Origin of the sequence: Rhodoligotrophos appendicifer (assembly GCF_007474605.1) — a bacterium.
GTDB classification, from domain to species: domain Bacteria; phylum Pseudomonadota; class Alphaproteobacteria; order Rhizobiales; family Im1; genus Rhodoligotrophos; species Rhodoligotrophos appendicifer.
Genome location: NZ_VHKL01000009.1, coordinates 183,821 through 197,359, shown reverse-complemented (window position 1 = coordinate 197,359; position 13,539 = coordinate 183,821). Strand labels below are relative to the sequence as shown.

Annotated in this window: 13 protein-coding genes; 7 read left to right on the top strand and 6 right to left on the bottom strand. The window is 61.4% G+C overall.

Going from position 1 to position 13,539, the window contains the following annotated elements; genetic code table 11:
• Window positions 1–19: 19 nt before the first annotated feature.
• A complete protein-coding gene (locus FKM97_RS19965; RefSeq protein WP_144294189.1) occupies window positions 20–1,357 on the bottom strand; it encodes an RsmB/NOP family class I SAM-dependent RNA methyltransferase in 1,338 nt (445 codons plus the stop codon).
• 49 nt (window positions 1,358–1,406) lie between these two features.
• Window positions 1,407–2,393, bottom strand: coding sequence for a zinc metalloprotease HtpX (htpX, locus tag FKM97_RS19960; protein WP_144294188.1), 987 nt, complete (start codon window positions 2,391–2,393; stop codon window positions 1,407–1,409).
• A 113-nt stretch (window positions 2,394–2,506) separates the two neighbouring features.
• Between htpX and FKM97_RS19955 the strand changes: the two genes are divergently transcribed.
• Window positions 2,507–2,704, top strand: a complete 198-nt coding sequence (locus FKM97_RS19955) for a DUF1674 domain-containing protein (protein ID WP_144294187.1) — start codon at window positions 2,507–2,509, stop codon at window positions 2,702–2,704.
• Window positions 2,705–2,707: 3 nt separating this feature from the next.
• Here FKM97_RS19955 and FKM97_RS19950 read toward each other — a convergent pair whose 3' ends face one another.
• Window positions 2,708–3,826, bottom strand: coding sequence for a PQQ-dependent sugar dehydrogenase (locus FKM97_RS19950; RefSeq protein WP_144294186.1), 1,119 nt, complete (start codon window positions 3,824–3,826; stop codon window positions 2,708–2,710).
• Between the two features lie 143 nt (window positions 3,827–3,969).
• On the opposite strand from FKM97_RS19950, the gene ggt reads away from it, so the two are divergent.
• Together ggt and FKM97_RS19940 are read left to right on the top strand one after the other, a co-directional pair.
• Entirely contained in the window at window positions 3,970–5,556 is a 1,587-nt protein-coding gene (ggt, locus tag FKM97_RS19945) for a gamma-glutamyltransferase (protein ID WP_144294185.1), read from the top strand.
• Window positions 5,557–5,657: 101 nt separating this feature from the next.
• Window positions 5,658–7,493 (top strand): sensor domain-containing diguanylate cyclase, encoded by a 1,836-nt coding sequence (locus tag FKM97_RS19940; protein WP_144294184.1) that lies wholly within the window; start codon window positions 5,658–5,660, stop codon window positions 7,491–7,493.
• 17 nt (window positions 7,494–7,510) lie between these two features.
• Here FKM97_RS19940 and phaR read toward each other — a convergent pair whose 3' ends face one another.
• Window positions 7,511–8,146 carry a polyhydroxyalkanoate synthesis repressor PhaR gene (phaR, locus tag FKM97_RS19935; RefSeq protein WP_144294183.1) on the bottom strand — a complete coding sequence of 212 codons (636 nt, stop codon included), beginning with the start codon at window positions 8,144–8,146 and terminating at the stop codon, window positions 7,511–7,513.
• Window positions 8,147–8,399: 253 nt separating this feature from the next.
• Here phaR and FKM97_RS19930 point away from each other — a divergent pair, with 253 nt between their 5' ends.
• Together FKM97_RS19930 and phbB are read left to right on the top strand one after the other, a co-directional pair.
• Window positions 8,400–9,584, top strand: coding sequence for an acetyl-CoA C-acetyltransferase (locus FKM97_RS19930; protein WP_144294182.1), 1,185 nt, complete (start codon window positions 8,400–8,402; stop codon window positions 9,582–9,584).
• Between the two features lie 80 nt (window positions 9,585–9,664).
• Window positions 9,665–10,393, top strand: coding sequence for an acetoacetyl-CoA reductase (phbB, locus tag FKM97_RS19925; protein ID WP_144294181.1), 729 nt, complete (start codon window positions 9,665–9,667; stop codon window positions 10,391–10,393).
• A 53-nt stretch (window positions 10,394–10,446) separates the two neighbouring features.
• Here the strand turns inward: phbB and FKM97_RS19920 are convergent, their stop codons facing one another.
• Entirely contained in the window at window positions 10,447–10,884 is a 438-nt protein-coding gene (locus FKM97_RS19920; protein ID WP_144294180.1) for a cupin domain-containing protein, read from the bottom strand.
• A gap of 18 nt (window positions 10,885–10,902) precedes the next feature.
• Window positions 10,903–11,673, bottom strand: a complete 771-nt coding sequence (gene gloB / locus FKM97_RS19915) for a hydroxyacylglutathione hydrolase (RefSeq protein ID WP_144294179.1) — start codon at window positions 11,671–11,673, stop codon at window positions 10,903–10,905.
• Between the two features lie 123 nt (window positions 11,674–11,796).
• Between gloB and FKM97_RS19910 the strand changes: the two genes are divergently transcribed.
• Window positions 11,797–12,576, top strand: a complete 780-nt coding sequence (locus FKM97_RS19910) for a class I SAM-dependent methyltransferase (RefSeq protein ID WP_144294178.1) — start codon at window positions 11,797–11,799, stop codon at window positions 12,574–12,576.
• 27 nt (window positions 12,577–12,603) lie between these two features.
• Window positions 12,604–13,530: a chorismate mutase gene (locus tag FKM97_RS19905; protein WP_170241024.1), complete on the top strand. Its 927-nt coding sequence runs from the start codon at window positions 12,604–12,606 to the stop codon at window positions 13,528–13,530.
• Window positions 13,531–13,539: the final 9 nt, after the last annotated feature.

Sequence of the window (13,539 nt, the reverse complement as noted above, 5' to 3'; positions counted from 1 at the left end):
ACGGCAAGCGAATCGCATGTCAGCTTTTGATCAGCCGGCACGCATAGAAGCCGTCCAGACCGACGATCCCGCGATCTTGGTCGAGAACCTGGCACGGAAGCGTTCTCACCTCCCCCTTGGCCGTGATCAATGCCGTGAGGCCCCCGACCTCTTCTGGACCGATAGGTGACCGCGTCGCTGCGAGTCCCTCCCGCAAGGCCGTCTCGATCAGTTCTTCCCCCTCCAGGGGCTCCAAGGAGCAGGAACAATAGACGAGCTCGCCACCAGGCTTGAGCATCGTGAGTGCATGCTCCAGCAGCGTCCTTTGCAGATGGCTGAGCTCCGCGATCTGCTCGGCTGTCTTCGTGTAGGGAATGTCGGGATGTCGGCGGATCGTCCCGGTCGCCGAGCAGGGCGCGTCCAACAGAACCGCATCGACGGGCTCGACCGGCGTGAAGGTTGTTGCATCCGCACAGATGATTTCTGCCGCAAGTCCGGTCCGCGTGAGATTGTCCCGAACCTTCCGAAGACGCTTCTCCGAGATATCCACGGCAGTGACGCGGGCGCCCCGCGCGGCCAGCTGCAACGTCTTTCCGCCAGGGGCGGCGCAGAGGTCGATGACGACTTTCCGCTCCGCGTCCCTGATCAGCCGGGCGGGCAGGGCGGCGGCGGCATCCTGCACCCACCAAGACCCGTCCGCGAACCCGGGAAGCTCCTCCACGCGCCCATGGATGTCGTCTCGGCGCAGCGTCCCCGTTGGCAGGATCGTGGCACCGAGACGCGTCGCGATCTCCTCGATGGTCCTGTCGTCGCGGCAGCTCAAATCCAGGGATGCCTCGTGCAGATGCGCCTCTCCGATCGCAGTGGCTATCGTCTCGCCATACGCCTGGACCCACCGCTGTCGCAGCCAGGCCGGCACATTCAACTGGACGTCGGCGCTGGGCCCAGCCACTGCGACACGCCGGAGGACGGCATTGACCAGCCCCTTGAGATGCCGGCTCGGCTTTGTCTCGTCCGTCAGGGAGACGGCGGTGTCGATGGCGGCATGGGCCGCTACGCCCATGAACAGGACTTGCGCGGCGCCGCTCAGCAATATGGCTTGGACCAGATCCTGGCGCTTTGGCAACGGTTTGGTGAGATGCTGTCCGAGGGCCGCATCGATCTGGCCCTTGCGGCGGAGCGAGGTGGCTACGATGGCTCGGACCATGGCGCGGTCGCGCGGCTCCAGCTTTGACAGAGGGCCGCTGGCGGCGCTCTGCTGAAGCAGATCATCGAGGGGTTGGCGATCACGCAGGACGCTGACGAGCAGCCGCGCGGCTTCTCGTCTTACGGGCAGGCCGGGGAGTTTGGAGCGTGAAGAGGGCTGGAGCGAGGTCATGGCCTCTCTCTAACCCATAACGACGATCTCCGTCATCCCGTGTGGACGATCAACCCCAGGGGCCGCGGCGGCGCGATCCGCCCCCGCCCCATGGACCGCCTTGAGCTCGCCCCGCGCCGCCGGCCCAGGGTCCGCTGGCCTTCGAGGACGCAGGAGGAGACACGGAAGGTGAGAGGCCTCCCGTGCTGCCACGGAATTCCGACCCCATCTGCTGGAGGGCCGCGATCCGGTTCTCCGTGTTCGGATGCGTCGAGAACAGATTGTCCATCCGTGCACCGGACAGGGGGTTGATAATGAACATATGCGCGGTGGCCGGATGCGTTTCTGCTTCCATGTTGGGGATGCGCTTCGCTGCCGCCGAGATCTTGTTCAACGCGGACGCGAGCCACAGAGGTTGGCCGCAGATCTCTGCGCCACGCCGGTCGGCCGCATATTCACGCGTGCGGCTGATCGCCATCTGCACCAGCATGGCGGCCAGGGGAGCCACGATCATCATCGCGATCGTCCCCACGACGCCGAAGGGATTGTCGCGATCCCGGCTGCCGCCGAAGAACATCGCAAAATTCGCCAGCATCGAGATCGCGCCGGCAAAAGTCGCTGTGACGGTCATGATGAGCGTGTCGTGGTTCTGGACATGCGCAAGTTCATGGGCCATCACGCCCGCGACTTCCTCACGCGTCAGGCTCTGCAACAGCCCTGTCGAAGCCGCAACCGCGGCATTCTGAGGGTTGCGCCCGGTTGCGAAGGCGTTGGGCTGAGCGTTGTCGATCACATAGACCTTTGGCATCGGCAGCCCCGCTCGCTGGGCGAGCTCCCGCACGATGCCGTAATATTCCGGGGCACTCCGCTCGTCGACCTCGTGGGCGCCGTACATCCGGAGCACCATCTTGTCGGAATTCCAGTAGGTGAAGACATTCATGCCGAGCGCGACCACGAAGGCGATCAGCATGCCGCTCTGTCCACCGATCATGGCGCCGAGGCCCATGAACAATGCGGTCATTCCCGCCAGCAGGATTGCAGTCTTGAAGTAATTCATCGAGCGTATGGCTCTCCAGCCAAGAGTAGGTCGAAGTCTCGGGATTGAGGCTTCGTTTGCGTCCGACTATATGTTGGATTGTACAAGGAAAACGGCAAGCGGCGGACACAACTATGAGTGACGAAAATCATCGTGAAGGCCCCAAGGAGCTGTCGCCTGCCGCTCGCAGGGCGCTCGCGGAAGCCGCCGAGCGCCGTGCCGATGCCGAGCGGGCGCCGACATCGCGCCCCAAGGAGGTGAACGGGCCGAAGGGTCCGGAGCCGACGCGTTATGGCGATTGGGAGAGCAAGGGGCTCGTCAGCGATTTCTGATCGCTACTGGTCTGGAGGCGTAATGCGATAGATCAGTCCCGCATGATCGTCGCTGACATAGAGCGTGCCGTCGTCCGCTTCCACGACATCCACGGGTCGCCCCGACACTTCGCCTTCGCGGAGAAAGCCTTCCAGGAACGGTCGGCTGCTGATTTTTCCGTCGCTGTCCCACGTCAGCGCTTCGATTTTGTAGCCCACTTTGACGCTGCTGTTCCACGAACCGTGTTCAGACACCAGGGCGACGCCATTCATGGCCGGGTCCTTCTGGTGTCGCAGGAACGTGAGTCCAAGCGGCGCCACATGCGCCGGCAGATTGAAGACGGGTGCGACCGTCTTGAAGCCTTTTTCGAGCTCCGCGCCTTTGAAATCCTCGTCCCGCACATTGTCGCCATAGAACAACGGCCAGCCGTAGAACTTGCCCTGCTCGATGAGATTGACTTCATCCGGCGGCTCATGGTCGCCCAGCATGTCTCGGCCGTTATCGACCCCGTACAATGCCCCCGTCTCCGGTTGCCAGTCGAATCCCACCGTATTCCGCAATCCGTTGGCGAACATGACCGGCGCCTCTTGCCCCGGCTTGAAGCGGAAGATCGCCCCGCGATAGGGATCTTCCTCGAAGCAGGCGTTGCACCCTGATCCGATCGAAACATAGAACCAGCCGTCGTGTCCTTTCTTGAGAGTGCGGGAGGAATGCCCTCCTGCCGGGGGCAGTTCGTCGAGCACCACCTCTGGCGAACTGAGAACGCCTGCCGTGTTGTCGAACCGGTAGCGGCTGACCTTTCCTTGCTCGGCGACATAAAGCCTGTCGTTTCCCTCCAGGAGGAGCCCATGCGGCAGGTCGAGCCCCTCTGCGAGGCTGACGACCCCGTCCGCACGCCCGTCCCCATTGCGGTCGCCGCGGACGAGCAGGATTTTGCCATCCGTGTAGGTGGACACGATGATGTCGCCGGTGCTGGTCAGGACCATCAGCCGCGGCGCCCCCAGTCCCTCTGCGAAGACGGCCGCTGTATAGCCCGCCGGGGCCTTCAGCCCGTCAACGGCGCGAGCAGCCTCGCTGCCAAAGCTCGCCAAACTGGTCGTCAGCGCCAACCCGAAGCCAAGGCCTTGCAACACTCGTATCATCTGCGAATCTCATGCACCCTGCCGTTCCGTGGCCAATCCACTATCACATGCGACGGTTTCTGCCGCCAGCATGCTCGAAACCCGTTCAGTTTTCCGAGCTGATGTCATACAACCCCATCCGCAGTGAATGAGAGAGGTGATCTGTGAGAGATTTCCAGCGTTCGGGACGGTCGGTGGCCTACGGCACCAACGGCATGGCAGCAACCTCTTCGCCTCTGGCCACCTTGGCAGCGGTCGAAACGCTTCGCTCTGGCGGCAATGCGGTGGACGCGGCTGTTACGGCATCCGCCATCCTGTGTGTGACGGAGCCTCACATGACCGGCATCGGAGGCGATTGCTTCGCGCTGATCGGCAGGAAGGATGGATCCATCATCGGCCTGAACGGGTCGGGTCGTGCCCCCGCCGCAGCCGATCGTGAATGGCTGAAGACCGCTGGTCTGGAAGCCGGGATATCCGAAACCAGCGTCCATTCCGTCACTGTTCCGGGAGCTATCGACGCTTGGCATCACCTCCTGGCGCATCATGGGACGATCTCTTTGGCTCAAGCTCTGGAGCCCGCCATCGGATTTGCCGAGCGGGGCGTGCCCGCGACACCGCGCGTCGCCTGGGACTGGCAGCGCCAAGTGTCCAAGCTGGAAGCGGATGAAGGATCGCGCCGTCATCTCTTGTTCAACGGAAAAGCGCCGCTCTCGGGCGAGGTCTATCGCTTGCCGGCTCTGGCGGAAACCATGCGCATCATCGCAAAGGAAGGGCGCGAGGCTTTCTATGAGGGCGCGATCGCCGAGGATCTGGTCAGCTTCCTGCAATCCCGGGGAGGGCTGCACGAGCTCGAGGACTTCCGCGCGACGTGTCACGACTATGTGGAGCCGATCTCGACCAACTACGCGGGCAGCGACATCGTGGAGCTCCCACCGAACGGCCAGGGCCTGACGGTGCTCATCGCGCTGAACATACTGAAGCGTTTCGATCTCGCGGGCTTTGCACATGACGGTGTCGAGCGCACGCACCTGCAGCTCGAGGCGATCCGGATCGCTTTCGAGCTTCGCAACGAGCACATCGCCGATCCGGGTTTCCATGAGGTCCCGGTCAGCGAATTGCTCTCGGACTCGACCGCCGATCGCATGGCGGACCGGATCAGCCTGACTCGGTCGCTGCCCGTCAGCGGCAAGGAGAAGATGCCTCTGGCCGCCGATACCGTCTATCTGACGGTCGTCGATAAGGAGGGGACCGCGATCTCCTTCATCAACTCCGTTTTTGCGGCTTTCGGTTCTGGCATGACGTCGCCGAAGACAGGAATTACGCTGCACAATCGCGGCAAGGGCTTCATGACCGATCCGAATCATCCCAACTGCATCGGCCCAAGCCGTCGGCCTTTGCATACGATCATTCCGGCCATGATTCGCAAGGATGGAAGGATCGCCGGCTCCTACGGCGTCATGGGCGGTGCCTATCAGCCGATGGGCCATGTCCAGGTCGCGGTCAACATGCTGACCTATGGCATGGATATCCAGGAGGCCATCGACGCCCCCCGCTACTTCTTTGAGAATGGCGTGGTCTCGTTGGAAAAGGGCGCTTCGGATATGGTGGCGCGCGGACTCTCCGATCTTGGTCATGAGGTTGTGCGGCCGAACGAGCCTCTCGGCGGCGGCCAGGGCATCATGCTGGGCACCAATGGGGTTCTGACGGGTGGTTCCGACCCACGCAAGGATGGCCTCGCTCTGGGGATTTAGGGAATTAGTTCATATTTGAGGGAATTCCTGCCCGAAATATTAACGGGGCCCTCTGTACAACCTCCTGAACTTCACGCCCGTATCAGGAGGGGGCATGGGCCGTGCCGACTGAAAGAATCACCGCGTCATTGGGGCAGGACGACGGTGAAACGTTTTCGGAGACTCCGCATCTCGATCGTCTTGTTCGCTTCTCCGAGCTGACACGGGGCGGGGACCTGCAGCTGTCTGTGATGGCGGCGGGTTTGGCGGCCTATCACTGGATCGTCGAAGGGGATGTCCTGCTGTGGAGCGACAAGGCTGCAGATATCCTGGGGATTGATGCAGCTCTTCTCGATAGTGGCCGGCTTTACGCCGCCGCGCTCGAACCCGAAAGCCCTGCCAGCCGCTATGATGCTGTTCAGCGTTCCAGTGCGACCGACGAAGGCGGTGGCGTCTTCTTTCAAGTCGAGTACCGGCTGAAACAAGGGACCGGCGAACATGCCGAATTCTCTTGGGTCGAGGACACCGGCCGCTGGTTTGCAGGCGCCGATGGCAGGCCGGCTCACGTCTTCGGTATCGTTCGTGTCGTTGAGAACCGCAAGCGCGAGGAGGAGCACCTACACTATCTCGGCACGTATGATCCTCTGACCGGGCTGATGAACCGTCCCCAGATGCTGACCGTCGTGCAAGCTGCGCTGAACCGCGTGACGCAATTGCTCGAGCCGTCGGCACTGCTGATGATCTCGATCGACAATTTGAATGATATTCGACGTCATTTTGGCAGTCAGGTCGCTGATGCCGTGGGGCAGTCCGTCGGGAAGCGACTGGCCGCCGTCATGCGGAGCGGAGATCAACTGGGACGATTTACGGCAGACAAGCTGGCACTTCTGTTGAAGAACTGCCGTGAGGACGAGATGCCCATCGCCGCCGCCCGTTTCTTGGGTGCAATGCGCGACACCGTCGTTGAGACGACGCACGGCCCCGTCTGGGTCACGGGTTCGGTGGGAGGTACCAGCCTATCCAGTGAATTCTCCACCAGTGAGGAGGCCTTTTTGCGGGTGGAGGCCTCGCTCGACCAAGCGCGCCGCCTGGTAGGCGGAACGGATTTCGACCCGGCGAAGTCTCGCGAGGTGGTCGAGTCGTGTCGATCGAGCATGGAGACCGCTGCGGCCATCTTCGCAGCTTTGGATCAAGGAAGTCTGGCGCTTTCCTATCAGCCGGTCCTGCGCATCAAGGATCATGAAGTGGTGATGCAGCACGTCGACTTGGCTTTCGCCGGTGATGGCGAGGGGAGGTTGATGACGGCGGCCCGAAAGCTGGATCTGATCGGCCTGGTGGAGACGCGAGCCGTGAAGGAGGTACTGACGGTCCTCCAGGGCAACCCCAGCCTGTCTATGAGCATGGCCCTCTCGGAGCAGACGCTGCGGCAACCCTGCCACGTGAACCAGATCACCGCCCTTCTGGGCAGGGCTTCACAGGCGGCCCGACGGTTCACCCTTCAGCTGCCATCGTCAGACCTGGACGAATCCGAGCGCCCCTTCGTCTCGACCATCATGGAAATCGGCGTCTCTTTGACATGGCCGGAAAAGGGTCCCGTGCCCTTGCCGGGTAGGGATGAAGTGCCAGTCTCCATTCTAAAATTTCCGCTCTCCCGTTTGCGAGATGCGGCGACGAACGAGATCGAGAGAATCTGCATGGAGTCGACCATGGCTCTGAGCCGCCGGAATGGCGCGCAGGTTTTGGCCGTCGATGTGGCCACAAGGGCGGATCTGGATCTTGCTGTGGCGAATTCGGTGGATCTGATCCAGGGCCCTGCGGTCTTTGACCTGGTGACGGGTGAAAGCGAGCGAGCGGTTCCACCGGAGAATGACAAACCAGGAAGCCGAAGCCTCTCTCGAGAGTTGTCTCTTCTCAAAGGTGCGCTGATGCGCTTCCATAAGCACATCGACGGCCGCTAGCGTCGTTCCGACGGAGCTTACTTCTTTCCCTTTGCCAGCCCGTCGATCTGCCGTTGCATCGCGCTGAGCTGCTCGCGCAAGACCCTCATCTCGTCGGTTCCCCCTCCACCACGGGAAGACGCCTCTCGCTCAGGCACCTCTTCAGCGGCCTTGACCTCACCCGCGGGTCCTTGCGTTCCCGCCAATACGGCAAAAGGATTGAACATGGACATCGCCTTCTCGAACATCGCGATGTTGTGTCGGGTTTGCTCTTCGATGGCCTTGAAGGGGTCGACCACCCCGAGGGTTTGGGAAAATTGCTTCTGGATCTTCTCCTGCTCGCGCACGAGAGCTTCGATGCTGAATTCGAGATAACGCGGGACGACGGTCTGCATATTGTCGCCGTAATACCGGATCAGCTGTCGGAGAAAGCGGATGGGCAACAGATTGTGGTCGCCTTTGTTTTCCTCTTCGAAAATGATCTGGGTCAGCACCGACCGGGTGATGTCCTCACCGGACTTTGCATCGAAGACTGCGAAGTCCGACCCCAGCTTCACCATCGCGGCCAGATCGTCCAGAGTCACATATGAGCTAGTGGCAGTGTTGTAGAGTCTTCTGTTCGCATATTTTTTTATCGTTATTGGCTTTTCGCCCGCTCTTGCGTTTTGATCCACGAGGCATGATCCTTCATTAAGGCGGGATGCCTGTCCCACTCCCCGGCTGCAACGAGCAACCCGATGCCAGTTTCGCGCGGCACAATACCACTGCGCAAGGATTTTAACGACCCCGCGCCAGACACGCGGAAGACTTGCACTCGCCTTGGCTTTATCGCAATGGGTCACTAACGGAGCTATCCGGATGTGCAGGGCTGCGACGCCGCTGGGTCGTCGTGCTATATGTGGCCTGAGCGCCTAGAGGAGAATTGAGATGTCCGAACGCGACCATGTTGTAATCGTATCCGCAGCCCGTACCCCCGTGGGGTCCTTCAACGGCGCTTTTGCCACCACACCGGCGCACCTGCTCGGGGCGACGGCCATTTCCGGCGCGCTGCAGAGGGCAGGCGTTGCGGAGGCCGATGTCGACGAAGTGATCATGGGACAAGTCTTGACTGCCGCTGAGGGGCAGAACCCTGCGCGTCAGGCGGCGATTGCGGCAGGGGTGCCCAAGGAGGCGACATCGTGGATTGTGAACCAGGTGTGCGGGTCCGGACTGCGCTCCGTCGCCCTGGGCATGCAGCAGATCGCGACGGGCGACGCCAGGATCATCGTGGCGGGCGGTCAGGAGAACATGTCCATGAGCCCCCACGCCGCCTATCTGCGCAGCGGGCATAAGATGGGCGACTATCAGATGATCGACACGATGATCAAGGATGGCCTGTGGGACGCCTTCAACGGCTACCACATGGGCAACACTGCTGAGAACGTGGCCAATCAATGGCAGATCACCCGCGAGATGCAGGACAGCTTTGCCGTCTCCTCTCAAAACAAGGCGGAGACCGCGCAGAAGGCCGGCCGCTTCAAGGACGAAATCATTCCGGTCACGGTGAAGGAGCGCAAAGGCGAACGTATCGTCGCGGACGACGAGTATATCCGCCACGGTGCGAATATTGAGGCCATGCAGAAGCTGCGTCCCGCTTTTGTGAAGGACGGTTCGGTCACGGCGGCGAATGCCTCGGGGATCAATGACGGCGCTGCAGCGGTCGTCTTGATGACCGCCTCGGAGGCCGAGCGGCGTGGCCTGCAGCCTTTGGCGCGGATAGCGTCATGGGCGACGGCGGGCGTGGACCCCGCAGTCATGGGCAGTGGCCCGATCCCGGCCTCGCGCAAGGCCCTGGAAAAGGCCGGCTGGAAACCCGCCGATCTCGACCTGGTCGAAGCCAATGAAGCGTTTGCCGCACAGGCTTGTGCCGTCAACAAGGACATGGGCTGGGAGATCGGGAAGGTCAATGTCAACGGAGGATCCATTGCGATTGGCCACCCAATCGGCGCGTCGGGAACCCGGATCCTCACCACTCTTCTGCACGAAATGAAGCGCCGTGATGCCAAGAAGGGCCTGGCGACCCTGTGTATCGGTGGCGGCATGGGTATAGCGATGTGCCTCGCACGCGAGTAAGCTTGGCGTTGGCGGGATGATGGCAAGGGTGCGAAGCACCGGCCGTCATGTGCCTTGGGTGTTGGGGAGGGTGTTGGGTCATGAGCAGGGTTGCGATTGTCACCGGGGGAACCCGAGGAATCGGCGCATCGATTGCCACCGCGTTGCAAAATGAAGGATACGCGGTGGCGGCTGTCTATGCCGGCAATGATGAGAAGGCCCAGGAGTTTCATGGTAGTTGTGGCATCCGCGTCTACAAGTGGGATGTCGGCGACCATCAGGCATGTGCAGAAGGGGTCCGGAAGGTCGAAGGCGACCTGGGCCCTGTCTGTACTCTGGTCAACAATGCCGGCATCACCCGTGACGGCATGCTCCACAAGATGGCCGTTGAACAATGGTCGGAGGTCATGCGCACCAACCTCGATTCCATGTTCAACATGACCCGTCCTCTGATCGAGTCCATGCGGGAAAGAAACTTCGGTCGGATCGTCAACATCTCCTCGATCAATGGCCAGAAGGGCCAGATGGGGCAGACGAACTACTCCGCGGCCAAGGCGGGCGTCATTGGCTTCACCAAGGCGCTGGCCCAGGAGAATGCCCGGAAGGGGATCACCGTGAACTGCATCTGCCCCGGTTACGTGGACACGGATATGGTCGCTGCGGTTCCGCCGAAGGTTCTCGAGAGTATCATCGCCTCGATCCCCGTCGGACGTCTGGGCAAGGGCCAGGAAATCGCCGACACGGTCTGCTTCCTGACGCGCCGAGAGACTGCCTTCATTACCGGTTCGATCATCGCGGTGAATGGCGGCCAATACATCGCCAACGGTTGACACCGGAGCTGCTTGAGAGACCGAGTCTCCGCGCGGCCGGAAACGTGCCGGCCTTAATCGCCGCCGGGCTCCCATCCGTCGGGAGCAAGTTCGAAGCCGGCGAACTCAAAACCCGGTGACACTGTGCACCCGACGAGCGTCCAAGCGCCGAGTGTCTTTGCCGATTGCCATGCATGCGCATTGACGATCGCCTGCGGACGCTGGCCCGCAGCAAGATCACTTCCTAGGATGATGTCGCCATGTCTGCCGCCCTCCAGGATCCGCAGTAACAGCGCGGCACCGGCATACCAATGCCAGATTTCACATGCATCGACCCTGTGCCAGCGATTCAACTGTCCTGCCTTGAGCAGGAAATAGATCGCTGTCCCTGCAGCTCTGGCTCCGCCTTGAGCTGGAGCCCGCCAGGTTTCGGTGTAATAGCCACCCTCGGGGTGCGGCACCAGATTAAGGGTGGAGATGACCTCCTCGGCACTCTGCTGTATCGGCGGCATGGCGGCGGTGCTCAGCTGTCAGAAATTATCCTTTCGCCGGCGGACCTCAGCGAATATTTCCGCATCGGAATGGCCGACCATTCCAAGTCGCTCCTGGATCTCCGGACTCCGCGGACGAACGAACGGGCTGGTCTCCAGCTCGAGGGCGATCGTTGTCGGGACAGTAGGCTCGCCGCGAGCTCGCTTTTCATCGATCTCGGCGGCACGTTTCTGCAAGGCTGCATTACCAGGCTCAATCGACAGCGCGAACTTGGCATTTGCCTTGGTGTATTCATGTCCGCAATAGACGATCGTCTCCTTGGGAAGTGCGATGAGCTTGGCCAGTGAGGACCACATTTGCTCCAATGTCCCCTCGAACACCCGGCCGCAACCGAGGGGGAACATGGTATCCGCGGCGAAGGCGACCGTGTCGGATGGAATGTAATAGACGATGTGCCCGAGAGTATGACCCGGAGTTTCGATGATCTCGACCTTGCGTCCGCCGAAGGTCAACTCGTCACCTTCTCCCAAGGCGATGTCCAGGGCCGGAATCTTGGCGGACTCACCCTTGGGACCGTACACGGTACAGCCCGACAGCTGCTTCAATTCCGCGATTCCGGCTGTATGGTCGACATGGTGATGCGTGCAGAATAGGTGGGTCAGCGACCATCCCTTGAGCTCGAGGGCTTGACGGACTGCAGCAGCTTCAGGTGCATCGATGGCCGCCGTCTCCTTGCTGTCCGGGTCGTGGATGAGAACGCCGTAATTGTCCTCAAGACAAGGAAATTGATAAAATTGTAACGCAGCCATGAGTTCTCCTTCGACGCGGCACTGTCGAAATATCTAATGACATAGAGCTCTTGTACCGGTCCACAATTAAGCAACGTACAAACTATGTGTTAAGTTCATCAACGCTTGAGGGACGAGCAAGATATGGACGTGGTGGATCTTAAGGAGTTCTACGGAAGCCCGCTCGGCGCAGCGGCGCGACGCCTCCTGACCCATCGAATTCGGGCTCGTATCCGTGGCCTGAAGGGGGGAGTGATCCTCGGGATTGGTTATGCCACTCCCTATCTCGATGTGTGGCGGGAAGAGGCGGATCGTGTCCTTGGCTTCATGCCGGCACGTCAGGGGGTCGCTCACTGGCCTCTGACCGGCCCCAGCGCAACGGCCTTGGTCGATGATTCGGAGATGCCGCTTCCCGATGGCGTCGTCGATCTCGCGCTCGTTGTTCATGGATTGGAGCTCAGCGAGCATCTTCAGGAAACCCTCAGGGAGATTTGGCGAGTTCTGGCACCCGGCGGCCGGGCGATTTTCGTCGTCCCCAATCGGAGTGGAATGTGGGCCCGCAGCGACTCCACCCCTTTCGGTCATGGCAGGCCGTTCTCGCGCTCGCAGCTCACCGATCTTCTTCGCGACGCCATGTTTTCGCCGTCGGGTTGGGCAAACGCTTTGTTCGTGCCTCCGGTCCAGCGGGGTTTCCTCATTCGGTCCGCCGCCGCGTGGGAACGTCTGGGGCTGTGGATGTGGCCCGCTTTTTCCGGGGTGATCATTGTCGAAGCCGTCAAGCAGGTTTACTCCGTCCGGAGACCGAAGCGGGCTCGCCGCTTGGTACCGAAGTTCAACCCTGTGCCTCAGCCTGCGACAGTCGGAAGGGCCGGATTGTCCAATCGTCGTGAAAACACTCTGGACCGTTGCGCCCCGCCGATATAGATGGGCCGGGAAAAAGGAGTGCGGTGCTTGAAATGGCTCCTCGTGGCGATCATGGTCGGGGGCCTCGGAAACCCGGTCGCCTCCTGGGCGGCTGAGCAAATGGGGCGAATGACGGTAGTGCTTGACCAGAGCAGCGCAGCAAGTGCCCCGACGTCCGATGCAAAGGCTCTGGAGACTGTACGCGCCACGATCGACGGGATTGATGCGCAGATACTGGATCTCCTGGCGCAACGCTTCGAGGCGGTTCAGCGGGTTCGCCAAATCAAGGGCGTGACATCGGGAGATGTTCCTCCCCTCCGTCCCTCGCGTGAGGCTGAAGTCATGCGGGCGCTGCTTGATGCCCGACGGGACCCCCTGCCGCCGGGAGTGGCGATTGCCATCTGGCGCGAGCTCATGGGAAGCTCCACACAATTGCAAAAGATTACGCGGATATATCTTCCCTCTGTCATCGACGACGGGAGCGCATTTCGCGACGCGGTGAAGGCAAACTTCGGTTCTCTGGCGCCCCTTCGGCAATATTCCGACGCGCATTCTGCAGCCGAAGCGGCGCGCGCAGACAGGGCCTCTCTCGCTGCGGTTCCTGCAAGATCCAGCGGCTGGGCGAGATCGGTCATGAGTGGCCGCAATGCGGGATACGCGGTTGTTGCGCGGATACCCTTTGTGGAGGCGAAAGCCGACACGGATGGTTTCGTCTTGGGCCATGTCCCTTCGTCCCCGACGGGGGACGACCAGACGCTTGTGGCGATCAGCGGCTCGGAAACGTCGACAGTGGACTCCGCTCTGGTACGAGAGCTTTGGGAGGAGCGTGACACCGACAGCAGGGGAGGCCGCCTTTGGCTCGGCGTTCTTGAGGGTTGGCTTGACGACGAGGCCGCATCGAAGGCTGTCGGTGCTGCGTCCAACGGCGGACTTGAAGTTGAAGTCCTGGGTAGGTATGCGACGCCCATCCACTGAACCTTGGTG